21 protein-coding genes are annotated in these 23555 nt (G+C 55.5%); 15 read left to right on the top strand and 6 right to left on the bottom strand.

All coding sequences use genetic code 11. From position 1 onward, the window contains the following. The first annotated feature begins 57 nt into the window (after nt 1–57). On the top strand, nt 58–2127 hold the full coding sequence (locus IPN69_23125; protein ID MBK8813602.1) for a hypothetical protein: 2070 nt from the start codon (nt 58–60) through the stop codon (nt 2125–2127). Between the two features lie 2 nt (nt 2128–2129). Next, nucleotides 2130–3107: a hypothetical protein gene (locus IPN69_23120; GenBank protein MBK8813601.1), complete on the top strand. Its 978-nt coding sequence runs from the start codon at nt 2130–2132 to the stop codon at nt 3105–3107. Here the strand turns inward: IPN69_23120 and IPN69_23115 are convergent. From IPN69_23115 to IPN69_23105, 3 genes are all read right to left on the bottom strand, one after another. Further along, entirely contained in the window at nt 3071–3394 is a 324-nt protein-coding gene (locus IPN69_23115) for a hypothetical protein (GenBank protein MBK8813600.1), read from the bottom strand. The two genes, IPN69_23120 and IPN69_23115, sit on opposite strands and share 37 nt — an antisense overlap. A 432-nt stretch (nt 3395–3826) precedes the next feature. Next, nucleotides 3827–4777, bottom strand: coding sequence for an IS110 family transposase (locus tag IPN69_23110; GenBank protein MBK8813599.1), 951 nt, complete (start codon nt 4775–4777; stop codon nt 3827–3829). Nucleotides 4778–5569: 792 nt separating this feature from the next. Then, nucleotides 5570–7849: an ATP-dependent Clp protease ATP-binding subunit gene (locus IPN69_23105; GenBank protein ID MBK8813598.1), complete on the bottom strand. Its 2280-nt coding sequence runs from the start codon at nt 7847–7849 to the stop codon at nt 5570–5572. 112 nt (nt 7850–7961) lie between these two features. On the opposite strand from IPN69_23105, the gene IPN69_23100 reads away from it, so the two are divergent. Then, a complete protein-coding gene (locus IPN69_23100; GenBank protein ID MBK8813597.1) occupies nt 7962–8291 on the top strand; it encodes a hypothetical protein in 330 nt (109 codons plus the stop codon). Here the strand turns inward: IPN69_23100 and IPN69_23095 are convergent. The 3 genes from IPN69_23095 to IPN69_23085 form a co-directional block, all read right to left on the bottom strand. Next, nucleotides 8231–8878, bottom strand: coding sequence for a nucleotide exchange factor GrpE (locus tag IPN69_23095; protein ID MBK8813596.1), 648 nt, complete (start codon nt 8876–8878; stop codon nt 8231–8233). The two genes, IPN69_23100 and IPN69_23095, sit on opposite strands and share 61 nt — an antisense overlap. A gap of 121 nt (nt 8879–8999) precedes the next feature. Next, nucleotides 9000–11597: an ATP-dependent chaperone ClpB gene (clpB, locus tag IPN69_23090; protein MBK8813595.1), complete on the bottom strand. Its 2598-nt coding sequence runs from the start codon at nt 11595–11597 to the stop codon at nt 9000–9002. A 127-nt stretch (nt 11598–11724) separates the two neighbouring features. After that, the gene (locus tag IPN69_23085) at nt 11725–12204 is read right to left on the bottom strand and encodes an Hsp20/alpha crystallin family protein (GenBank protein MBK8813594.1); all 480 of its coding nucleotides are present in this window, start codon (nt 12202–12204) and stop codon (nt 11725–11727) included. Nucleotides 12205–12413: 209 nt separating this feature from the next. On the opposite strand from IPN69_23085, the gene IPN69_23080 reads away from it, so the two are divergent. The 12 genes from IPN69_23080 (at nt 12414) to IPN69_23025 (ending at nt 23509) form a co-directional block, all read left to right on the top strand. Then, on the top strand, nt 12414–13031 hold the full coding sequence (locus IPN69_23080) for a hypothetical protein (GenBank protein MBK8813593.1): 618 nt from the start codon (nt 12414–12416) through the stop codon (nt 13029–13031). Beyond that, nucleotides 13028–14107: an ABC transporter permease gene (locus tag IPN69_23075; GenBank protein MBK8813592.1), complete on the top strand. Its 1080-nt coding sequence runs from the start codon at nt 13028–13030 to the stop codon at nt 14105–14107. Before IPN69_23080 ends, IPN69_23075 begins: the two co-directional genes overlap by 4 nt. 1 nt (nt 14108) lies before the next feature. Then, the gene (locus tag IPN69_23070; GenBank protein MBK8813591.1) at nt 14109–15029 is read left to right on the top strand and encodes an ABC transporter permease; all 921 of its coding nucleotides are present in this window, start codon (nt 14109–14111) and stop codon (nt 15027–15029) included. 278 nt (nt 15030–15307) lie between these two features. Next, entirely contained in the window at nt 15308–16144 is an 837-nt protein-coding gene (locus tag IPN69_23065; protein ID MBK8813590.1) for a purine-nucleoside phosphorylase, read from the top strand. A gap of 90 nt (nt 16145–16234) precedes the next feature. Continuing rightward, complete coding sequence (gene udk / locus IPN69_23060; GenBank protein MBK8813589.1) at nt 16235–16858, top strand: uridine kinase; 624 nt, start codon at nt 16235–16237, stop codon at nt 16856–16858. Further along, a complete protein-coding gene (locus IPN69_23055; protein ID MBK8813588.1) occupies nt 16810–17253 on the top strand; it encodes a cytidine deaminase in 444 nt (147 codons plus the stop codon). The genes udk and IPN69_23055 overlap by 49 nt, the downstream gene beginning before the upstream one ends. Before the next feature lie 105 nt (nt 17254–17358). Continuing rightward, entirely contained in the window at nt 17359–18768 is a 1410-nt protein-coding gene (locus tag IPN69_23050) for a VCBS repeat-containing protein (GenBank protein ID MBK8813587.1), read from the top strand. Nucleotides 18769–19079: 311 nt separating this feature from the next. Continuing rightward, complete coding sequence (locus IPN69_23045; protein MBK8813586.1) at nt 19080–19370, top strand: DUF1778 domain-containing protein; 291 nt, start codon at nt 19080–19082, stop codon at nt 19368–19370. Continuing rightward, nucleotides 19367–19864 (top strand): GNAT family N-acetyltransferase, encoded by a 498-nt coding sequence (locus IPN69_23040; protein MBK8813585.1) that lies wholly within the window; start codon nt 19367–19369, stop codon nt 19862–19864. The genes IPN69_23045 and IPN69_23040 overlap by 4 nt, the downstream gene beginning before the upstream one ends. A gap of 306 nt (nt 19865–20170) precedes the next feature. Further along, on the top strand, nt 20171–21577 hold the full coding sequence (locus tag IPN69_23035) for an amidohydrolase (GenBank protein ID MBK8813584.1): 1407 nt from the start codon (nt 20171–20173) through the stop codon (nt 21575–21577). Between the two features lie 237 nt (nt 21578–21814). Beyond that, on the top strand, nt 21815–22945 hold the full coding sequence (locus IPN69_23030; protein ID MBK8813583.1) for an energy transducer TonB: 1131 nt from the start codon (nt 21815–21817) through the stop codon (nt 22943–22945). 81 nt (nt 22946–23026) lie between these two features. Further along, nucleotides 23027–23509 carry a hypothetical protein gene (locus IPN69_23025; protein ID MBK8813582.1) on the top strand — a complete coding sequence of 161 codons (483 nt, stop codon included), beginning with the start codon at nt 23027–23029 and terminating at the stop codon, nt 23507–23509. Nucleotides 23510–23555: the final 46 nt, after the last annotated feature.

The raw sequence follows: 23555 nt of genomic DNA, 5'->3' as shown, positions 1-23555 counted from the left end.
ACCCCGAACGTCGTCTATGTTTACGACGACCCCGCGGTTCCCTATTCAAAAGGCAAGTTGACGAAGGTTTCGTCTTCGGTATCCGAAACACATTACCTCGCGTTCGACGCGGCGGGCCGGCTCCTCAGTTCCAAACAGCTGACCGACGGCGCGCCGCCGAATCCGACGCTTTACAGCTACAACCTTTCGGGAGCTATAATCGAGGAGACCTATCCGTCGGGCCGCGTTGTCAGGAACACGCTCGACGCGGACGGAGACCTGATGCAGGTGCAGAGCAGCAAACCCAACCAAACACTGCGCAACTATGCCAACGGCTTCACCTACACGGCCGCGGGGGCCGTGAGCGCGATGCGTCTCGGGAACGGCAAATGGGAGTCGACCGAGTTCAACTCAAGGCTCCAGCCGACAAGGATCGGCCTCGGCGGATCGGCATCGGACCAAAGCCTTCTCAAACTTGATTACACCTACGGCGTCGTCGAAAACAATCAGCTGAACACGGCGAAGAACAACGGCAACATCCAGTCGCAGACGATCTCGGTTCCGACCGTCGGAACATCGACCGGCTTCACGGCGGTTCAGACTTATTCGTACGACTCGCTGAACCGGATCGATGATGCGAAAGAAGTGATCGGGTCGACCGAGATCTGGAAGCAGGATTACACATTTGACCGTTTCGGCAACCGAAACTTCGTCGAGGCGAACACGACGACGATTCCGAGGAACTGCCTCGACAACCAGTCGCCGCCGAATCAAGTCATATGCGATGTGGACCGGAAGATGATGAATCCGAGCGTCAACGCGTCGAACAACCGCCTCAGCGCCTCGGACGGCTACCAATTCGACGCCGCCGGAAATACCGTCCGCGATCCGCAAAACCGCAAATTCATCTACGACGCTGAAAACAAGCAGACAAAAGTCGAAACCGTCGATCAGAACGGCACGGTCACCGGCACTCTCGGCCAATATGTTTACGACGGCGACGGACGCAGGGTCAAAAAGATCGCCTGGATCAACGGCCAGTGGGAAACGACCGTTTTCGTTTACGACGCATCTTCCCGATTGGTGGCTGAATACTCGACAAATCTGAACCCAACCCCGCAGGTGGCGTATCTGACAACCGACCACCTCGGCAGCCCGCGCATAAACACCAACGAAAACGGAGCCGTGATCTCAAGACACGACTACCGCCCGTACGGCGAAGAAATCACCGAACGGACGCATTCACAGTACGCTGCCGACACAATCCGTAAGCAATTCACCGGCTACGAACGCGATAATGAAACTGACTTGGATTTCGCAAGAAATCGATACAATAGTGGCTGGCTCGGTCGGTTTTCGACGCCCGACCCCTTTAAGATTGTTGCAGAGATTGAGTTTGAGCCGGATGCATCTTCAAAGCGTGACAAGCTCAATCGCTATCTTCTTCGTCCGCTTCAGTGGAACGCTTATGTTTACGTCGTCAATAACCCCTTGAAGTACACTGATCCTACAGGTGAAGTCATAGTCCTTAGAGGAACCGACGCTCAAGTTCAAGCCGCCCTCAAGAGAATGAACGATCTGCTGGGCGACGAAAGATTCAATCTCATTCAGAAGAGTTCCGACGGGCGAATCCTCTACCTAAACGATAAGGACATCTGTGGTGGCAATTTCTCTAAGTTTTCGAGTTTTGGACCGACGGACAAGGACAAGGACGTTAGCAAGAAATTCGCGGAAATGCTTGCTTCACCGACCCGGCTATTTTTCGGAATAGCCACAACGGTTCAGTATATCCCGAGGTCGGGAGACGCCACCAAAATCGGAACAATGCAATCTTTGGACATAAGAAAGGATGCGGGTGGAGGTGTGACATTGGCGGCGAACGAGAGCATTTCAGGCGAGATTGAAATATGGGTCGCGCCAAATGCCGCCGATGCAGGGAATCGCAAGGCCAGTGCATTTGATACCTCTGGGATGACGGAGGACGGATCACAACTAAGTTTCCCGGACAATAGCGTAGTAGATAGCCACGAGTTCGGCCATGGATATGATCTTATGTTCAATCAGCCAGCAAACACCAACTCACTCATTTTCGAGAATGCGAGAAGGGCAAACGTTAAGAACAACCAGCGCCGGAAGTCGGAGAAATAGGCATGATAAGGACTCTATTGATACTTTGCATCGCAGGTGCGCTGTCGTGCGGGATAGGGCGGCCCCGGCTACAAGGAAAATGGCAGGTTATTTCCGAAACCAGAATCCACGACGTGGCGCAGCGGAGACTGATCGCCTTCTTCGGTCGCAAAGGCATTTCTCTGAACTTTTCCCGGATTGAGATGACACCTGATGGCGGGATGAACTGGCGGACCGTTTATCTTGCCGATGAAAACGTTGCCTTGGCCGGCGGCGCGTTTTTCAACGATTCCAACGGAATTGTTGTCGGGACGCGCGACTTTTCAAAGCCAATGATCTTGAGGACGACCGACGGCGGCGACAACTGGGAAACAGTCAGTTACGTAGCTGGTTCGACCAATCAAGCCCTAGATAATCAGGGGCTTCGAGCAGCCTGCAATTTATCGGAGGGCACGACTATAATTCTCGGCGAAACGGCGCTCATCCGCGCCACTCTAACTCAAACGGCGATGTCGGCCGAAAGCGTCTTTTCTACAAGCCCCAATCAACTAAGTCAAATCGCGTGCAGTGGCACGGACGACGCCTGGGCCGTCGGCAAGTCACCGGTACTGTTCCGTTTGAACTCGAAGGGATTGACGTCGATCAATCTACCCACCGATTTGATTCCCAATACGGTTCGATTCTTTGATAATCGACTTTGGGTCGTCGGATCAACAACTTCGAAACGTGGTTATTTGATAAGCAGTGACGATCTGGGCGAAACCTGGGAAGACAGAACTCCATCAGGTTCGAGCGCCCTAACAGATCTAGGGATGAGTTCGGGCACCGGGTGGCTGGTCGGGTACTCGGGCCGGATTTATGCAACCGGGGATGGTGGAGAAACCTGGAACGAGTATCCAAGCCCGACGGAAGTCGACTTGTTGGAAATCTTGTCAGTCAATTCGGACGCTTGGGTTGTAGGAGATCATATGACGCTCCTCAGCTTCATGCGAAGTGAATGAACAAGCCCGAAGGTGAATTCGTCCGGACGATGGAGCTTCCGATGATCCTCGGGACAGTCCTTGCGGCACAAGTGCACGATCTGACAGCCCTTTTCGATCTGCCGTTCGATGAAGTCGCGCATAACGGCGCCCGGAATGACTTCCTTTCCCTGAACGACGTTCGGATGGTAGAGCGATGAGATCCGCAGGGCTTTTACGTAGGACGCCTTCTTGAGGCGGTGAAACGCCGAGCTTCGCAATCGCGGATTGGCAGTCATCAGTACGATCGAGATGCCGCCTGAAGCCATCATGCTCATCGCCTTGAAAACGTAATCGGCGACGCCGTCTGCTTCGTCGACGAAGAAGCCGAGGAAAGGCTTTCGCGGACGTATTCGGTCGCGACGAGTTCCAGAACCTTGTGCCAGTCGGCGTGGGTCGGCCGTCGGGGTTGAACCCGGTCGGCGAGACCTCCCGCGATTTTGGATTTGGGATTTTGGATTTGAATGGGCCGCGCGGAACGACCAGTCCCCAGATCTCCGAAATCGCAAATTCGAAATCGCAAATCGCAAATGAACTGATCCGCCGTGTCGTTGGCGGCCTTCGAGATGCGCGGCGCTTCGCCGCCCGTCTGTTCAATTGGCCGCACCGCAGGAAGATGATTCGACGGACACTGGGTGAAACATCGCCGCCGGCCGCGTCGGCGGCGTGGTGAATTTTAGATACTGTCTTGAATATCAAGCTCAAAACGCCGGATTTGGCGTAAAAGGGGTTCGGTGTTTGAGAACCCCGTAAGCGATGTGCAGCAGCTTTCTGATGGCCGCGCACACGATCTGCATCTTCCTCTTCCCGCGTTTGGAAAGACGGGATGCAAATTCGGTGATTATCGGGTTATGGGTCATGGCGACGATCGCCGGAAAGTACATGCCCTTTCTTATCCTGACGGCGCCGACTCTCGAGAGCCTGGTCTTTATCTGCTTGCCGGAATCCTGCTTTGCCGGCGTCACTCCGGCATAGGCGGCCACTGATCTGGCCGAGTCGTAGCGGTCGAACTCGACTTCGCTGAGAAGCATCATCGAGGTCTTTTTTCCAACCCCCGGGATCGAACGCAGAAGCTCGTCCTGCTGCTTCAGGTCCGGATCGCTGTCGATGAGGTCCTCGGCTTCCTTGCGCAGCGCGGCGATCTCCTTTTCGAGAACGCGGATCATTCGCTTGACGCTCGTCTTCGCCTGCTTCGGCGCCGTATCAAGCCGGTTGGTCTCCATCAGACGCATCTCCTCGAGCGCGTCTATCCGCCGGCTCAGGGCCTGCAAATGGATTACCTGAGGTGAGGGAGGTTTCCAAGGCTCCGGCCTCTCGCTCCGGCAAAACTCCGCGATCATACCCGCGTCCACTTTGTCGGTCTTGTTCCGCAACAGCTTGGCATCCCTGAAGCTATGGGTCCGGAACGGGTTGACGACCGAGACGCAATAGCCGGCCTCGTACAGGAAATTGGCGATCCCGTCCGAGTAACTGCCGGTCGCCTCAAGGCAGGCGTGAACCTCTCCGGCCCGAAGCGATCGCAGCCATCCCTGCAACAGCTTCATTCCTTTCGGAGTGTTTGCGAACTCCTTTGAGACGCTCTTCTCGCCCACCAGCAAAACAACGTCGAACTTCGACTTCGAAACATCAATACCTAAATAATTCTGCGACATACTGCCTCCTCAAAACGGAGCGGTCAAGCTTTCGAGGCACTCTGCTCCGGCTTTGTTCTTTCATCCAGTCGACTTCGTGATCCGATGTTGACGAACCACTCGTTTTTTTACCTCCGGTGGCGACAGTGAGGGAGACGGGCTACGCGCTCCGTCTTGTCGTCCGCCGAGCGGATTGGTTCGGGCAGCTGCGCTGCCCGATGATCAAAATTCGATCAAAAGGCACCACCTCAAAACACCGTTCCGCCGACCATCCTTGCATATACAGACTCGCGGTCATAGGATACTGTCCGGTCTAGGCTGAACGCCAAAATAACGGGAAAGAGGTCTGATCTAAATTCCAGATTCGAGATCTGAGCCGTGGGGAAGACTTCTCTTTCCCCCGCAATCATCAAGCGTCCAAGATAATTGCGAAACAGTTGATAATCAAGATACAAGCCGTGGGTTTGAACCCACGGTAAGTTTCGAAAAGGGCCGCGCGTCGCGTCAGCGACGAATGAATCAGACGTCGCTGACGCACAAAGTAACGATAATCCGGCGTCGGTGGGTTGAAACCCACGGCTAGTTTAGCCCGAACATCGCATTGGGCTAAAGCCCGAAAACCGGATCGGACTCGTGACCACGGTCTGAAGACCGTGGCAATTCATGCAACGAACGCCTCAACACCTGGTTGGAGAGTAAAGATTCAAGCCGTGGCAATTTATGCACGCGATGGCTTGGGCGAATTCGGCGCAAACAAGAAAGGCATCACCCCGTCCACGGGATAATGCCTTTCCGGTCGAACTAAAATGGAATTTAATTCAAACTGAATGCGTCGATCGGTTTGACCGTGATCTCGCCGTCTTCGGCGTCGACGACGAAACGCGTCGAGGCTTTCCATTGATTGGTCAACGGAAGCTTCACCTTCTGATCGATGAAGCGCTTCAGGAACCGCGCGCCGTAGGTCGGGCTGAAACCCTTTTCGGTCATCAAGTCGAGCGCGGTTTCAGTGACGTCGACGAGTTTGCCCTGGCGTTCCATACGCCGTTTCAGTTTGCCGACATAGATGTTCGCGATCTCCTTGACCTCGTCCATCGTCAGCGGCGAGAAGATGACGATCTCGTCGATGCGGTTGCGAAACTCGGGCGAGAATCGCTCTTCGGCGGCCTTCATCACGTCCTGTTTGATCGCCTTCATCTCGCCGAGCGACTTCATTCCGAAGCCGAGCGGTTTTTCGTATTTCTTGAAGCTGTTCGAACCGAGATTCGACGTCATTATCACGATCGCATCGGAAAGATAGACCTTCTTGCCGCGTCCGTCCGTCATCCAGCCCTCGTCGAAAGCCTGCAGGAACAGGTTCATCAGATACGGATTCGCTTTTTCGACCTCGTCGAGAAGCAGAACGGTGTACGGATTCTCGCGAAGCTGCTCGGTCAGGATTCCGCCGCGTTCCGATCCGACGATACCGCGCGGCATTCCGATCAGTTTTTCGATCCCGACCGTGCCGTCGCCGTATTCGCTCATATCGATGCGGATCATTTTCTCCTCATCACCGAACATAAATTCCGCGACCGCCTTGGCGAGTTCGGTCTTACCGACGCCGGTCGGTCCAAGGAAAAGCAGCACGCCGTCGGGCGCGTAATGATTTTCCTTGAGCGGGCCCTTGTTCAGCCGCAAACGCTCAGCGACCGAGCGAACTGCTTCCTTTTGTCCGATGACGCGGTCGGCGAGCGCTTCTTCCATTAGCGAGAAACGGTCCGACGTGTCGCGATAGATCATATCCTTCGGAATTCGCGATTCCTGCGAAATGACCTCGATGATATGTTCGGGCTTGACGACCATCGACGCGGGTTCGTTGATCTCGACCTTGACCGAAGCCGTGTCGAGCCAGCCGATCGCCTTGTCCGGAAGATGCAGGCTGCGGATGTACTTCGGCGACATCTCGAGCGCGGTGTTGATCGCTTCGTCCGATATTTTCACCGAGTAATTGCGTTCGAGCCGCGGGCGGAGTCCGAGCAAGATCTCGCGCGTTTCGTCGAGCGTCGGTTCATCGACATTGACCAATCTGAACCGGCGCGAAAGCGCTTCGTCCTCGCCGATATATTCCTTGTATTCGGTTCGCGTCGTCGCGCCGATGATGCGCAGTTCGCCGCGCGCGAGCGCCGATTTGAACATATTGCCCGCGTCGGACGACGTTCCCATCGCCGCGCCGGCGCCAATGATCGTGTGTGCCTCGTCAATGAAAAGGATGATGTTCTCTTTCTCCTTGACCTCGTCGATGATGCCCTTGATCCGTTCCTCGAACATTCCGCGAAGCATCGTTCCGGCGACGAGTCCGCCCATCTGAAGTTGGACGATATGCGAATCGCGCAGTCTTGCGGGCACTTTCTCTGGTTCAAGTTCTATGAGACGCGCCAAACCCTCGACGACGGCGGTTTTTCCGACGCCGGGTTCGCCGACGAGCATCGGTGAATTCGAACGTTCGCGATGGCAGAGGATCTCGATCATTTGCCGGATCTCTTTTTCACGACCGATCGTCGGCGGAATCTTGTCCTGCCGGGCGAGTTTGTTCATCGAAACGCCGAAATGACGGAGAAACGACGGCAATTCATATTTTTGCCGGACGCGTTCTTCTTCCTTTTCGCGTTTGTGAATGCGGGTCCGCGCGGTCTGCGCGACCTCTTCGGCCGGAACTCCCAGATTCTGGAGAACGTCGTTGAGAATGCTCCGCTCGTCGTTCGAAAGCACGTAAAAGATGTCGCTCGCCTCGATCACGCGCCGGCCCTGCGAGCGTGCGCGATCCATCGAGCGTTTGAAAAGCTCGGTCGTTTCGGGCGCGATGCGAAAGCCCTTGCCGGTATGCTGGCGTCCGCTCTCCATACGTTTTTCGATCAGCAGACGCACCGATCGCGGATCGACCGCCAGGTCGCGCATCGTCGAGTTGAAAAGATCGCCCTCTTCAAGCGCGATCGCGTGCAGAATATGCTCGATCGAGACGAAGTTCTGGTCCCGCCGTTTCGACTCGTCGAGTGCTGTTTCCAAGATGCGGCGGCCGCTTTCGCTGAATTTGTCTTTGTATGCGTCGATATCTGCCATAATTTCTCCAACTCTTCGATGCCTTCGATCCGCCGTTTTATGCCAAGAATAATGGTAGCATTTTGGAATTCCAACATTCCATATAAATCATTTGCGAATTCCGATTTGCGATTTGCGATTTCGGGGATTCTGGAGATTCCAGATTCCAGATTTCGGATTCCAGATTCCAGAGATTCCAGATTTCGGATTCCGGATTCCGGATTCAAATTTCGGATTCCAGATTCCAGATTCCAGATCTCGGACTTCGGATTCCAGATTCGGCATTCCGAATCCCAGTTTCCACGTATCTCTCGAACTGAACCTCAAGAACGGGCTTACACCTCAACACGAACAAACCGAATTCCAAATCCGAAATCCGAATTCCCCAATCCCAAATCCTATTCACTTGGCTTTTCCGACCTGGACGCGTGCGGCGCGCAGAAGCCGGTCGCCGAACTTGTAGCCGCGCGAGAATTCGGACGTGATCTTGCCGTCCTGTTCCTCATCGGCCTCGACCATTTCGACCGCTTCGTGAAGCTCCGGATCGAAATCCGCGCCGACCGTGTCGATCGGTTCGACCCCGAGGCTGAGCAGTGTCTGCTCGAACATTCGCGCGGTTCCCTTCACGCCGACGAAAAGATGTTCGAATGACGTGTCCGTCTCGCCGGCCTTGACGGCAAGGCCGAGGTTGTCGAGGATCGGCAGAAGCGTCGTCAGAAACTCGCTCTTTTCGATCTGCATCCGCTGCTCGTTGTGCCGCTGCAGTCGCTGGCGCATCTCGGCGGTTTCGCGTTCCATCTGTGCGCGGAGTTCGTCGAATTTCGATTGCACGCCGATGAGTTTATGCTCGGCGGCCTCACGGCGCTGACGCTCGACCGCGACCTCTTCTTCGAGCTTCGCGACGATCGGCGGAATATGTTCTTTTGCCTCTTCTGTTTTCACTCGTTCCCCATCCGCATTGAAAGTGCGTTTATCAACGACCGGAATATCCTCTCCGTCCTCTTCCAACAAACCTTCGATCTCTTCTTTGCTTATTTCCTCTTCACTCATTTTCTTTCGTTTGAACCAACTCATAAAGTTTGATAATTGCCCGTTTAGTCTAACAGACTGCGAGTGGTTCGGAAAATTTGCGTAAACCCGGTTGCGTCCGAAAAACGCTGCCGATCATCTGTTACGAAGCAGACGCGTTCACGGTTTGGGGCGTGAATTTCATCGCCCCGTTCTCGGCCGAGATCCGCAAACTTTGGCCTGAAACGACTTCGCCGCTCAAAAGTTTGAGCGCGAGCGGGTTCTGGATCATCGTCTGAATCGCGCGTTTCAACGGCCGGGCTCCAAACGTCGGATCGTAGCCTTCTTCGACGAGCAGATCTTTCGCCGTTTCGTCGAGCGTGATCGCAATCCCGCGTTCGGCAAGTGTCCGACGGAGCTTCTCGAGCTGGACGTCGATGATCTGGGCGATCTCATCGCGCGAAAGCTGCGTGAAGACGACGATGTCGTCAATGCGGTTCAGGAATTCGGGTTTGAACGCCGAGCGCAGAACGTCGAAAACGATCTCCTTGAGCGGCGTGTCGACCATTCCGGCGTTCTGGATCTCGCGCGAGCCGAGATTGCTCGTCATGATCAGAACCGTGTTCTTGAAATCGACGACGCGGCCCTTCGAATCCGTCAGACGGCCGTCGTCGAGGATCTGAAGCAGAACATTGAAAACGTCCGGATGCGCTTTTTCGATCTCGTCGAAGAGCACGACCGAATACGGGCGCCGCCGGACGGCCTCGGTCAGTTGGCCGCCTTCGTCGTAGCCGACATACCCCGGAGGCGCGCCGATCATACGCGCGACGGCGTGCTTTTCCATATATTCCGACATATCCAGCCGGACAAGCGCGCGTTCGTCGTCGAACATAAATTCGGCGAGCGCCTTGGCCGTTTCGGTCTTTCCGACGCCGGTCGGACCAAGAAAAATGAATGAACCGATTGGTCGATGCGGATCGCCAAGTCCGGCGCGGGCGCGGCGGACCGCGTTGGCGACGGCTTCGAGCGCTTCGTCCTGACCGATGACGCGGCGGCGCAGATTCTCCTCCATTTTCACGAGTTTCTGCATTTCGCCCTCGAGCATCTTGCTCACCGGAACGCCGGTCCATTTGGCGACGACCTCGGCGACGTCCTCCTCGTCGACCTCTTCCTTCAGGAAAACGCCGTCTTTCTGGAGTTCGGCGAGCCGTGCCTGCTCGTCCGTCAGCTGCTTTTCGAGCGTCGGGATCGTGCCGTACTGGAGTTCGGCCGCGCGGTTCAAATCGCCCGCCTGCCGCGCCTGTTCGAGTTGCAGGCGCGACTGTTCGAGTTGTTCCTTCGCGCCACGCATCTTCTCGATCTCGTCTTTTTCGGACTGCCATTTGGCCTTCATTCCGCCCGATTTTTCGTTGAGATCGGCGATGCGCTTCTCGATGTCGGCGAGTCTTGCTTTGGCCTTCGCATCGGTCTCGCGCGAGAGTGCCTGGCGCTCGATCTCGAGTTGCAGGATCTCGCGTTCGAGAACGTCGATCTCCTGCGGCAGCGAGTCGATCTCGATCCTCAGGCGCGACGCCGCCTCGTCGATGAGGTCGATCGCCTTGTCCGGCAGAAACCGGTCGGTGATGTAGCGGTTCGAAAGCGTCGCCGCGGCGACGATCGCCGCGTCGGTGATCCGGACGCCGTGATGCACTTCGTATTTTTCTTTCAAACCGCGGAGGATCGCGATCGTGTCCTCGACGTTCGGTTCGCCGACATAAACCTGCTGAAAACGCCGTTCGAGCGCTTTGTCCTTTTCTATGTATTTTTGGTATTCGTTGAGCGTCGTTGCGCCGACGCATCGCAGCATCCCGCGCGCGAGCGCCGGTTTGAGCATATTCGAGGCATCGATCGCGCCTTCGGATGCGCCCGCGCCGACGAGTGTGTGAAGTTCGTCGATGAAGAGGATTATCTGTCCGTCAGATTTCTCGATCTCTTTCAGGACCGACTTCAGACGATCCTCAAATTCGCCGCGATATTTCGCGCCGGCCAGCATCGCGCCCAGATCGAGCCCGACGAGCCGTTTGTTCTTGAGCGTTTCCGGGACATCGCCGGAAATGATCCGCTGCGCGAGACCCTCGACGATCGCCGTTTTCCCGACGCCGGGTTCGCCGATCAGCACCGGATTGTTTTTGGTGCGGCGCGAGAGAACCTGGATCGTGCGACGGATCTCGTCGTCGCGGCCGATGACCGGATCGAGTTTGCCTTTGCGGGCGCGTTCGGTCAGATCCATCGCGTATTTTTCGAGTGCCTGAAAATTCTCTTCGGCGTTCTGGTCGGTGATTCGCGATCCGCCGCGCATTTCGGCGATCGATTTCGCGGCATCTTCCTTTGTGACGCCGTTCGAGCGCAGGATCCTTCCCGCGTCGCCGGCTTTTTCATCGGCGATCGCGAGCAGCAGATGCTCGGTCGAGACATACTCGTCCTGCATCGATTCGGCGGCCTTTTGTGCCTCCTGGAAGATGGTATTGATGCGCGAGCTGAAATACTGCTGTCCGCCGGAAACCTGTGGAAAACGGGCGATTGCGGCGAGAACGTCGGTCAGGATCGTTCCCGCGTTGGCGCCGATCTTGCCGAGTATCGGCCGCAGCGTGCCTTCTTTCTGCTCAAGCATCGAGGCGAGCAGATGTTCGGGTTCGACCTGCTGGTTCTGGTTCTTTTCGGCCGCGCCGATCGCTTCCTGCACGGCTTCCTGGCCGCGAATTGTGAATCTGTCGAGTCTCATTTTCTTATTTCCAAAACATTCAAAGCTGCGGTGCTCAAAACCAAGATTCCAAGATTCCGTCCCGGGCGCAATTCAAACGCCTCGCGCCGGCGAGGATGGAATCTTGGAATTCTTGAATCCGCAATCACTAAGCCTTAGCTTCGATCTTCTTTGCCGGTTCACCGCCGACCTTGATCTCGATCCGCCGCGGTTTCGCTTCTTCGCGCTTGGCGAGCGTCAAACGCAGTACGCCGTTTTCGAATTCGGCGTTCGCGTTTTCGCTCGAAACGGTCGGCGGCAACGTGAACGAGCGGGTAAAGCTTCCATAGGAGCGTTCGACGCGGTGGAAGTTGTCACCCTCGGTCTTTTGTTCCAGTTTACGCTCACCGTGCAGGGTAAGCACGTTGTTTTCGATCGAAACGTTGACATCTTCCGGTTTCATTCCCGGAAGTTCGGCCTCGATGACGAGCTGATCTTTGTTTTCAAAGATATCAACGCTCGGTGTCCAGGCGCCGCGCGTGATCTCGCGGTCATCGGTTCGCGCGTAATTGGTCAAGAAAAGGCGGTTCATTTCATCCTGCAAACTTCTAAGTTCGCGAAAAGGATCATATTTCATAATACTCATAATCATTTCCTCCAACTTAATTTAGCTAAGACCATAAAGGTTACTTAGTCTAAAAGCATAATAAAATCTGAGTGTATCATTGTCAAGTATTCAAAAGAGGAAAATCCGGCTGGCAAAATAGGTGAATCCAAACGTTTCAAGGTGACACCCGAAGCGGTTCTCGGTTATATTCAGCTATCAATATTTTCGAACTCATTTCGGGGGCAAACTCTATGGAAAGCTTTACTCACGAGGGCGATTTTGAGGAATCCCAACCTCGGAGCGTAAAAATTCGGCAGTTGCTTTTGATCGGCGCGGCGATCGTGATCGCACTGCTTTTGTTGAGAGGCATTGGAGCGTTTCGGTTCGATCTCGGCAGTTATCGAATCTCAGGAACCGCCAATATGAAAAGGGAGACTACGAATCTCTTGAACGACGGCACCGCGACATCGAACAAAAAATCGGCAAACGGCGAGGCGCGTAAGGACGGATCGCTTTGGAACGTCGGACTCGGATCAGGTGAAAATGCCGGCGGTCGCGACGGACTTGCGGAGCGGATCAAGCGTGGGATCGAATCGGATCCGGCATTGCGCGGATTTTCGCCGAAGATCGCCGTCCAGGAATTCGAAGTCAGCGGAATGACTTGGATGCCGCTTGTCAAAAGCGGCAAAAGTCCTTTCAAGGTCACGGTCGAAGGACAACGTGAAACCGGCAGGTATTTGGCCGAGTTCGCGGGTAACTTCGAGATCAGCGCGACCGGTTTCTGCTCGTCGGATCGACTCGAAGTTGCGGTCGCCGAGGAGATCGAGTCTCAGATCCGTAAATCGGTCAAAGAAGACTTCAACAAATGAAAATTCTTCGTGAAATTCTATCGCCGCTGATCGCGGTGCTCGCCGCGTTCATCGTCGGCGGCATCATCGTCCTGCTCATCGCCGACGATCCGATCCATACGTTCGCGCTGCTCGTCGGCAACTCGTTCGGCTCGCTTCGCGACCTCGGTTACACCTTGTTCATCGCCACGCCGCTGATCTTTACGGGTCTCGCCGTCGCGGTCGCGTTCCGTTGCGGGCTTCTGAACATCGGCGCCGAAGGCCAGCTTTACGTCGCGGCTTTTGTTACCGCGTGGGTCGGCATCAAATTCGGCGGAACCGTGGTCAACGTTTTCGGCAAGGACGTCGACTATTCGTGGGTCTCGCTGCCGGCGTTTCTCCTGATTCCGATGTGCATCGTCGCGGCGATCGTCGCCGGCGGCGTCTGGGGCGCGATTCCCGGCTACCTCAAGGCGCGATTCGGCTCGCACGAGGTGATCAATACGATCATGCTCAATTTCATCGCGATCGCGCTCGTCAGCTATTTCACGCAGTATCATTTCAAACAGGCCGGCGACCCGATCCTTCAAACCGTGCCGATCGGCGCCGCGGCGCACATCCCGCGGATCAGCCAGTTCATCCCCGGAATGCCGGACTTCGTCCCGCTGAGCGTCGCGTTTCTGATCGCCATCCTGATGTGCGTGCTCGTTTACATCTTTTTGTGGAAAACGAAATGGGGCTACGAACTGCGCGCGACCGGCGAGAACCCTTCGGCCGCGGAGTACGGCGGGATCTCGCCGAAAAAGCAGATCATCGTCGCGATGACGATCTCGGGCGGGCTTGCCGGAATGGTCGCGATCGGAGAGGTTCTCGGCTATCGATACCGCTATTACGACGGATTCTCCGATGGCTGGGGTTTTCTCGGGATCGCCGTCGCGCTGCTCGGCCGCAATCACCCGCTGGGAGTCTTTCTCGCCGCGATCTTTTTCGCCGTTTTGAAGCGCGGCGACATTTTCGTCGATGCGTTCACCGAACACGTTTCCAAGGATCTGGTCGAGGTCTTGCAGGCGATCGTGATCATTTTCGTGGCCTCGATGCAGAAGTTTTCAAGGAAATAAGATGAGCGAACTATTTTCCGCCGCATTCATAACGATCCTGATTTTTGCGACCATCCGCAACGCGACGCCGCTGATCTTCGCCGCTCTCGGCGGTATGTTCTCCGAGCGCTCGGGCGTGATCAACATCGCTCTCGAAGGCTTGATGCTCGCCGGCGCTTTTACCGCCGCCGTCGCGACGTACGAGTTAAAGAATCCATACCTCGGATTCCTGTGCGGAATGGCGGCCGGCGCAGTTTTGGCTTTGGTCTACGCGATCTCGGTGATCAAGTTCGAGGCCGACCAGGTCGTTTCGGGAACCGCCATTTGGATGATGATGCTCGGACTCCCGCCAGTCATCAGCGGCGCGATATACGATTCGGCCGGGTCGACTCCGCAGATCGACATCGGCTACAAAATCCCGGAACTGTTCAACGCCGTCTCGTACGCGTCGATCCTTGCGTTTCTGCTCGTTCCGCTTTGCTGGTACGTGCTCTACAAAACGCCATTCGGACTGCGTCTGCGCGCGACGGGCGAGAATCCGGCGGCGGCGGACGCGGCCGGCGTCAACGTCATCCGGCTGCGTTATCTCGCGGTCGTTCTGTCGGGGGTCCTTGCCGCGGCGGGCGGCGCTTATCTTTCGATCGGCCAGAGTTCGCTGTTCACCCGCGGAATGAGCGCCGGCCGCGGTTTCATCGCGCTCGCGGCGCTGATCCTCGCCAAATGGAAACCGGTTCCGGTCCTTTTCGCGTGTCTCTTTTTCGGATTCACGGAAGCGCTCTCGGTTCTGCTGCAGGGCGTGATCAAGATGCCGTCGGGCGAAGACATTCCGGTTCAGTTCATCCAGATCATTCCGTACGTGCTGACGATCATCGTGCTTGCAGGTTTCATCGGTCTGTCACGCGCTCCGAAAGCGCTCGGAATTCCGTACAACAAGGAGAAGTGAAGAAAGAGTGCAGAGTGCAGAGTGCAGAGTGCTTAGTGCAGAGTGCAGAGTGCTGCATAGTGCATAGTGCAGAGTGCAGAGTGCAGAGTGCAGAGTGCTGCATAGTGCATAGTGCAGAGTGCACAGTGCAGAGTGCAGAGTGCTTAGTGCTTAGTGCTTTGTGCATAGTGCTCGGTCGTAACACTCTGCACTAAGCACTCGGCACTATGCACTAGGAACTGTGCACTCTCTTCCCCCCTTTTCCGCTTTGTGTTAATCTGAGAGTCCATTTGCTACTTATGACCTACGAAAACGCGGTTGAAGCGGCCGGATTCATTCGGTCGAAATTCGACAAAGACATTGAAACGGTGATCGTTCTCGGCAGCGGGCTCGGGGCATTCGCCGATGAACTCGAGAATGCCGTTCGCATTCCTTACGAGGAGATTCCGCATTTCGCGCGCTCGACCGTAGAAGGCCACGCCGGCCAACTCGTGCTCGGCGAGATCGGTGGCGTCACGGTCGCCGTTCAACAGGGGCGTTTTCACTATTACGAAGGCTACGAAATGCCGCAGGTGATATTTCCGATGCGGGTTTTCGGAGTTCTCGGCGTCAAGAATGTGATCCTCACCAACGCCGCCGGCAGTTTGCGGACGAGTTTTAAGCCGGGAAGCCTGATCCTCATCCGCGACCATATCAATATGATGGGCGTCAATGCTCTTCGCGGTCCGAACGACGAACGATTCGGGCCGAGATTTCCCGATATGACGATGGTTTACGACCGCGCGTTTCAGGAACTGGTCTATGAGGAAGCGCTGCGTATGGCGCGCGAACGCAAGGTGCCGCAATTTCTGTACAGAGGCGTTTACTGTGCGCTTTCCGGCCCGACCTATGAAACGCCGGCCGAAATCCGCGTCTTTCGAATTCTCGGCGCGGACGTCGTCGGGATGTCAACGGTTCCCGAGGCCATTGCCGCGCGTCATTTCGGAATGCGCGTCCTCGGCATTTCGTGCGTTACAAACCTCGGCGCCGGACTTTCGGGTATGCCGATCAAGCACGAAGAGGTAATGGAAACCGGAGCCCGGGTAGCGTCGATCTTCAAAGAACTCTTGCGGCGCGTGATCGCAAAGATGAACTGATGCTTGGAGTTCCGCCTTCAGGCGGCCCAATGATAATCTTAAGTCCTTGAAGTGCGATTCCGCCTGAAGGCGGAACTCCAAACAAGATTCATGATAATCGGAATTTGCGGCGGAACAGGTTCGGGAAAAACGACGATCGCGCGACGCATTGTTGAAAGCGTCGGCGCGGAAAACGTCGTTCTCGTCGAACAGGATTCCTACTATCGCAACCTGTCCGATATGCCGCTCGATGAGCGTCATCACGCCAATTTCGATCATCCGGATTCGATCGACAGCGATCTTCTCGTCAATCATCTGAAACGCCTGCGCAACGGACAGTCGATCGATATGCCGATCTATGATTTCGTCTCGCACACGCGCAAGGAAGAAAGCGAACCCATCGATCCGAAACCGGTGGTCATCGTCGAGGGAATCCTGATCTTTGCGGAACCGGCGATTCTCGACCTGCTCGACGTTCGCGTGTTTGTCGACACGCCGGACGACATCCGGCTGATTCGCCGCCTTCGCCGCGACGTCCAGGAACGCGGACGATCGTTCGAACGCACGCTCTGGCAGTACGAGCATACGATCCGGCCGATGCATTACGAGTTCGTCGAACCGAGCAAGCGTCACGCCGACATTATTATTCCGGAAGGCGGAAACCCGGAGATCAGCACTCAGTTCCTATGCGGGCTGGTGCGGGAAAAACTTTTGAAAGAGCGAGGAGCGGCATAATTTTGGAAAAGGAAGAATTGATCAAACGCGCTCTCGACGTGCGCGAAAGGGCGTACGCGCCATTCTCGAATTTCAAGGTCGGAGCCGCGGTCGTCGCCGGCGACGGCACGATCTTCACCGGCTGCAACGTCGAATCGGCAAGTTACGGCCTGACGGTCTGCGCCGAACGCGTCGCGATCTGGAAAGCAGTTTCCGAAGGCGCGACGCATTTCACGCACATCGCCGTTGTCGCCGATACCGAGGAGCTTACGCCCCCGTGCGGCGTTTGCCGCCAGATCATTTGGGAGTTTTGCGGCGATATTCCGGTGACTTTTTCAAATCTGCAGGGCAAGACCGAAACCGTCCTGATGAGCGAGTTGCTCCCGCGCGCGTTCGACACGAAATTTTTGAAGTGAATCCCGTTTGCAGCTCTTCTCGCCGTGGCACGGCAAATTGCCAAAAAAAGCGCACCGAATTCAAATCTGGTATTGGCCGGTTGTACGTGTCAAAATAGACTTCCTATGATGTCGCCAAATCGCGTTAAAGCCGCAATCGTCGCCGTGTTTTTCTTTCTTGCACTGATCGTTTCGCTTGCTGAAACGAACATTGCGCCGCCTGTCGGAGCAATGGGTGCCGGCCCGCCGAACGGTTTTTCTGGCGCTCCGGGCGAGAACGATTGCCGGGCGTGCCATTTCGACAACGATGGCTTAGGACAGTTCACGCTTGGCGTGCCGCCCGTCTATTTCCCGGGTCGCACATATCAAGTCACGGTGACGCACACCAATGCCGACACGACGCGCAAGCGTTGGGGGTTTCAGATGACGTCGCTCAACGCCGCCGAGACCGGAGCCGGAACGTTCGCGAACACCAACAACCAGACCCAGAACGGCACTGATAGCGGACGCAGCTATATCAATCACACCAACGTCGGAAGTTTTGCGAACCAAACGGGCGGCGCGACGTGGTCCTTCAATTGGACCGCTCCGTTGACCAACGTCGGACCGATCGGCTTTTATGCAGCCGGCAATCAGGCGAACAACGATCATAATCCGGATGGCGATCAGATACTCTTCGCCAACGCGTTGTCGCGACCCCAGGCGCGTTTTGTCGATTTCGACGGCGACGGCAAGACCGATCTTTCGATCTCGCGCGCGGTTGGAGCAGAGCGCCAGTTTTGGTGGCTGAAGAGCGCGGATCAAACCGTTTCCGCAGGGCCGTTCGGGCTTGCAACGGACACGATCGCCCCGGCGGACTTTACCGGCGACGGCAAGGTTGACATCGCAGTGTTTCGGCCTTCCTCGGGCCAGTGGTTCGTTCTCAGGTCGAGCGACTTTTCTTATTACTCGATTAACTTCGGCGCGGACGGAGATGTTCCGGCGGCGGCCGATTATGACGGCGACGGAAAGGCCGACGCGGCCGTTTATCGCGCATCAACAGGCACTTGGTTCATCTCGCGTTCGGGCGACAACGGCGTCACGATCCGGAATTTCGGGTCGCCCGTGGACAAACCGGCCGTTGCCGATTTTGACGGGGACGGCAAGGCCGACATTTCGATCTGGAAACCCGATCTCGGTCAATGGTGGCGAATCGATTCGGCGACCGACACCGCGATCGCCTTTCAATTCGGCAACGTCGGCGACAAACCGGTTCCGGGCGATTACACCGGCGACGGCAGGGCCGATGTTGCGATCTTCCGTCCGTCGAACGGAACGTGGTATGTTCTGCGTTCGGAGGACTTCAGCTTCTACTCGTTTCCGTTCGGGATCGCGACCGATGTCGCGGCTCCCGGCGATTTCGACGGCGATGGCAAGTTCGATGCCGCGATCTTTCGCGATGGAACCTGGTTCGTCAATCAATCGACTGCGGGCACGCTGATCCGCGGCTTCGGCTCGGCCGGCGACCAACCGCTGCCCGCCGCCTTCTTGCCGTGACCGTGAGACGATATCGGGACTCGCGCACGATACGTGCGGGGCTCCGACTGACTTCGTCCTTGGAATCAGGCTCCCGGGCCCGATTGCGAATTCGCGATCAAACGAGACCGAGCTGCTTCCAAACGGCACTTTGAGCATGAAGGTTTTACAAAATTATTGGATTCATGTTTCCCAAGATTCTACCTCGTTTGCCTGAGCAATAAGATAAGTTGATTCAAAGTTAAACGTAACGCAAAGAAAGGCTTTTTTGAAATTACATAACGTGGCAAATTGCCATACGCGTATGTTAAGATATTTGCGAGGTGAAAATTATGCCGACTGCACAAGACACAATTTCTCAAACGGCGCGTTTGAACTTTCGTTTGCCGAATGAATTAAAAGAGCGCATCGAAAAAGCCGCGACCATTTCGGGTTTGACCGTAACCGATTTTGCGATCAATGTTTTGGTAACGTCGGCCGACCACGTTTTGGAAAAGCATCACACGCGGACGCTTTCCGCCCAAGACCGCGATATTTTCTTGGAAATGTTGGAAAATCCGCCCGATCCCAATCAAGCCTTGAAACGAGCGGTCAAAGAATATCGCCGACGTGTCAAAAAATGAAATTCGAATTCTTGATCGAATTGCTTGACAAAAATCACAAGCGCGAAGATTTTGACTGCGGCGAAGAGAGTCTGAACGTATTTTTGAAGCGATTTGCCCGGCAAAACAGCGCGAAAGGTTTTGGGCGCAACTTTGTCGCCGTTTTGCCGGCCCAAACAAAGGTTTTAGGTTATTACACGATCAGTTCCGGAAGCGTCGCGTTTGACGCCTTGCCGGAAAACGCTCCACGTTATCCGATTCCGACCGCCCATCTCGGCAGACTGGCAACGGATCTAACAATGCGCGGTCAGGGACTCGGCGAATTACTCTTGATTGATGCTTTGGCGCGAATTGCGACCATTGCCGATGAACTCGGAATTTACGCGGTCGAACTTTTTGCATTAAACGAAAATGCAAAGAAATTCTATCTGAGATACGGTTTTACGGCTTTGATAGATGACGAGAAACACCTTTATTTGCCCGTTGCGACGCTCAAGAAATCCGGATTGGTCTGAAAAGAAAAGAGACACGCAAACGAAGCGACAAAATAGCCGTCTCATCGAAGACGTAGTTGATCGCGGTGTGATCGGGAACGACGGTTTTTTCGTTTGAATCGACGCCGTTGATTCTAAACAGAGCGGGTCGCGGACGAAGAGCCAAAGCGGATCGGTTGAGTATGAAGGAGTAATATCGCTGCCGAGCGCTTCCGCACAAAAAATATTGGCACCGAACCCCTTTCACGTCTCTCAATGTGGCGGACCGAGAACTCCCAACCGGCTCAGTTTCTTGCTTTTCCGACTAAAGTTGAAGTAAAGTCAGTTATGGAAAAGCTGAAATTATTGTTGGTCGCGTTCATTTCATTCCTGCTGATTTTCCCGCCGTCCGTCTTTAGCCAGAAAATTCAAACTTCGTATGACCTGCTGATCTTGGGCGGTACCGTCGTGACGATGGATAAGGATCGCCGCATCATTGAGGACGGGGCCGTCGGGGTTCGGGACGGGAAGATCGCTTTCGTCGGGACGCGCGCCGAGGCGAAGAACAAACGGGCCCGCCAGGTCGTAAGCGCCGCCGGCAAGGTTGTGATCCCGGGCCTGATCAACACTCATACACACGTTCCGATGGGACTGTTCCGCGGCATCGCCGACGATCTCGACCTGCAGGAATGGCTGACGCAGTACATCTTCCCGGCCGAAGCGAAAAACGTCAATGAAAAGTTCGTTCGCGCCGGAACCCGGCTCGGACTCGCCGAATTCATCAAGGGCGGCACCACGACCTATTGCGATATGTATTACTTCGAGGACGCGATCGCCGACGAAACGGTGAAGGCCGGCGTCCGCGGAGTCCTCGGCGAAACGCTCATCGACTTTCCCGCACCCGACAACAAGACCTTCGACGATGCGCTCAAATATACCGAAACGTTCATCAAGAGATGGCAGGGGCATCGACTGATCACGCCGGCCGTCGCGCCGCACGCGCCCTACACGGTAAGCAAGGAACATCTGCTTGCGACCAGCGCGTTGAGCGAACGTCTGAACGCCCCGCTCGTCATACATCTTGCCGAGGCAAACACCGAAACGGAGTTCATCCAGCAGAAACACAAGGGCTTGCGCCCGATCGAGTTTGTCGAGAAGATCGGATTCCTGAGCAACAAGACGATCGCCGCCCACGTCATTCAGGCTAATCAGTCGGAACTTGAGATCCTCAAACGCCGCGACGTCGGCATCGCACACAACCCGCAGTCGAATATGAAACTCGCCGCCGGTGTCGCGCCGGTCCCGGCGATGCTCAAACTCGGACTTCGGCTCGGACTCGGAACGGATGGCGCGGCGTCGAACAATGATCTCAGTCTGTGGGAAGAAATGGACACGGCGGCGAAGCTCCACAAAGTGTTTTCGGGCGATCCGAAAGTCGCGTCGGCCAAAGAAGTGTTCGAGATGGCGACGATCGGCGGAGCGCGCGCGCTTCATATGGAAGAAATGATCGGTTCGCTCGAGACCGGAAAGCTCGCGGATATCGTCATCGTCGGGTTCGACAGCCTCAACCAGACTCCGATGTATAACGTCTATTCTCACCTCGTTTACGCGACGAAGGCCGAAGACGTCGAGACGGTTATCATTGATGGAAAGATTGTTATGAAAGCAAGACGTTTGCTTACGCTAAACGAAAGTGCTATAAAAATAGACGCAAACTTAATCCACCAAAAAATCATCGACAGTTTAAGGAAGTAAAAGGCGCGAATTTGGACGTATTTGCCTTTGAGGCTGTCGAAAACGCATAATAGATAGGTTAATTCGCAGGTTTATCAAGTGAGCCTTCCTAGTTGTTCGCTTGACCTTTACGGAAATTTAGTCAAACAAGGAGGACTGAAAATGCCGCTAAATGTCAGAAGGTTGTGCACTTCGCTTTTTTTAGTAGTATTTGGTTTTTTAACGATTTTCGCGCAGGTGCCGACGTCAGGTGACGTGATGCGCGGCAGGATCTCGAGGGCGAAAGCCCTGATCGCGGTGCGCAATTACCCGGCCGCGATCTACGAACTTGAGAATATTCGGCGTGAAACGGGCGATCAGACCGTGCACGGGGTACTCAATGTTCTTTTGATGAACTGTTATCTCGAACAGAGCGACTACAAGCGCGCTCAGGATTTTCTCACCGATCTCTTCAACGGCATCAAGTCCGGCAAGCCGAACGCTGCGGCAAATTTCTACGCCGCCGCGGGCCAGGTCGTCAAAGGCGCCCGCAATCAATCCGATCGTTACAAGTCACTCGGCCTTTCGGTTTCTGACCGAAATCTTGATCCGGCGGCGATCGCCGATCTCGACAAGATGCGCGAGACGCTCGAAAAGGTCATCGAGCAATCGCGGACCGTCGCCAAAGACGTGAAGCAGACGGCCAATGCCTTCGCGGTGCTTGAAGAGGCGAGCGCCGCCCGTGGCACGCTCGCGCGAGACGATTTCGATTCGAAGCGCTGGAAGGACGAGGTCGCCGATTCGCGCGAAATGCTGGCGAATTCGCGAAGCACTGTTTTCAACGCGACCAACGAAGAGCAGCCGACCGTTTCGCCGACGACGGTCGCAACTAACAATCCGACAAATGTTCCGAAGAACACGTTGCCGGTCCCGACCGTCGAAGAGCCGAAAACGGCTCCGACGAACGTCGTTTTGAAACCGGTCGACACGCCGAAGACGGAGCCGACGCCATCGACCGAAACGGTCGCGAAAAAGGAAGAAACGAAGCCGACGAATGAGACTCCGGCGCCGCGCCGCGACCGTCGGGTTGAAGAAAAGAAAGAAACTCCGGCAACGCCGGTGAACGCCGACGGGACGATCAACGTCGGTTCGCTGCTCGAATATGCGGTTCAAAAGAGCAATCCGGTCTATCCGCCGGGAGCGCGTACAATGCGCCAGACCGGCGTCGTCCGTGTTGAACTCCTGATCGACGAGAATGGCCAGGTCGCCGCCGTGCAAAATTCGTCGGGGCCGACGATGCTTCAGGGCGCGGCAAAGGATGCGGTACGGAAATGGAAGTTCAAGCCGTTCGTCCGCGACGGCCAGCCGGTCAAAGCAACCGGATTTTTGAGTTTTAATTTCGATCTTTAATCAGCCGCTCATCGGCTCCGGGCCTCCGAACTGCCGGAGGCCTTTTTTCTTTGTCCGCGATTGAATTAGAATTTAGATGCGATGCGAAAACTCAGCGAACTCCTCGACCTACACGGCGATCTCGACGCGATGTTCTTCGAGCACCAGCGCAAGCTTTTGCGCTTCGAATTTCCGGAGGCGTTGCGGCTGCTTGAGGTTTATGAGAAAGCTCTCGTGACGCATATCAACGATGAGGACACGCACCTGTTGCCGATCTACGCGACGCGCGGCGAGCAACTCAAAGGCGGAGCGGTTCAGATGTTTTACGACGAACACGAGAAGCTGAAGGCTCATATCGCGATGTTCAAGGATGAAATTGGCATTATCGCCAACGATCCGGAGCCCGATTCGCGATTGATCTGGCTCCTCGAACGCGAGTCGTTCTTCAAGAAACTGTGCGATCATCACGATATTCGCGAGACGAATTTCCTGTATCCGGAACTCGACCGAATCACGTCGGACGAAGAGAAAGTTGAACTATTCGGTCGGATTACGGATTCGTTTTCCGGCCGACTTGAAGTCTGAGATCGCGGTCGAAACCGGCAGCGATGGCCGTTTGAACGACCTCGTA

Source organism: Acidobacteriota bacterium (assembly GCA_016715115.1).
Lineage (GTDB): Bacteria > Acidobacteriota > Blastocatellia > Pyrinomonadales > Pyrinomonadaceae > JAFDVJ01.
This window is presented reverse-complemented; position numbering and strand designations above follow the sequence as displayed.

Excerpts from the sequence above, each read along its gene's own strand:
- IPN69_23120 (MBK8813601.1), top strand. The coding sequence starts at position 2,130 with ATGATAAGGACTCTATTGATACTTTGCATCGCAGGTGCGCTGTCGTGC.
- IPN69_23115 (MBK8813600.1), bottom strand. The coding sequence starts at position 3,394 with ATGGCTTCAGGCGGCATCTCGATCGTACTGATGACTGCCAATCCGCGA.
- IPN69_23110 (MBK8813599.1), bottom strand. The coding sequence starts at position 4,777 with ATGTCGCAGAATTATTTAGGTATTGATGTTTCGAAGTCGAAGTTCGAC.
- IPN69_23105 (MBK8813598.1), bottom strand. The coding sequence starts at position 7,849 with ATGGCAGATATCGACGCATACAAAGACAAATTCAGCGAAAGCGGCCGC.
- IPN69_23095 (MBK8813596.1), bottom strand. The coding sequence starts at position 8,878 with ATGAGTGAAGAGGAAATAAGCAAAGAAGAGATCGAAGGTTTGTTGGAA.
- clpB (MBK8813595.1), bottom strand. The coding sequence starts at position 11,597 with ATGAGACTCGACAGATTCACAATTCGCGGCCAGGAAGCCGTGCAGGAA.
- IPN69_23080 (MBK8813593.1), top strand. The coding sequence starts at position 12,414 with ATGGAAAGCTTTACTCACGAGGGCGATTTTGAGGAATCCCAACCTCGG.
- IPN69_23075 (MBK8813592.1), top strand. The coding sequence starts at position 13,028 with ATGAAAATTCTTCGTGAAATTCTATCGCCGCTGATCGCGGTGCTCGCC.
- IPN69_23070 (MBK8813591.1), top strand. The coding sequence starts at position 14,109 with ATGAGCGAACTATTTTCCGCCGCATTCATAACGATCCTGATTTTTGCG.
- IPN69_23065 (MBK8813590.1), top strand. The coding sequence starts at position 15,308 with ATGACCTACGAAAACGCGGTTGAAGCGGCCGGATTCATTCGGTCGAAA.
- udk (MBK8813589.1), top strand. The coding sequence starts at position 16,235 with ATGATAATCGGAATTTGCGGCGGAACAGGTTCGGGAAAAACGACGATC.
- IPN69_23055 (MBK8813588.1), top strand. The coding sequence starts at position 16,810 with ATGCGGGCTGGTGCGGGAAAAACTTTTGAAAGAGCGAGGAGCGGCATA.
- IPN69_23050 (MBK8813587.1), top strand. The coding sequence starts at position 17,359 with ATGATGTCGCCAAATCGCGTTAAAGCCGCAATCGTCGCCGTGTTTTTC.
- IPN69_23045 (MBK8813586.1), top strand. The coding sequence starts at position 19,080 with ATGCCGACTGCACAAGACACAATTTCTCAAACGGCGCGTTTGAACTTT.
- IPN69_23040 (MBK8813585.1), top strand. The coding sequence starts at position 19,367 with ATGAAATTCGAATTCTTGATCGAATTGCTTGACAAAAATCACAAGCGC.
- IPN69_23035 (MBK8813584.1), top strand. The coding sequence starts at position 20,171 with ATGGAAAAGCTGAAATTATTGTTGGTCGCGTTCATTTCATTCCTGCTG.
- IPN69_23030 (MBK8813583.1), top strand. The coding sequence starts at position 21,815 with ATGCGCGGCAGGATCTCGAGGGCGAAAGCCCTGATCGCGGTGCGCAAT.
- IPN69_23025 (MBK8813582.1), top strand. The coding sequence starts at position 23,027 with ATGCGAAAACTCAGCGAACTCCTCGACCTACACGGCGATCTCGACGCG.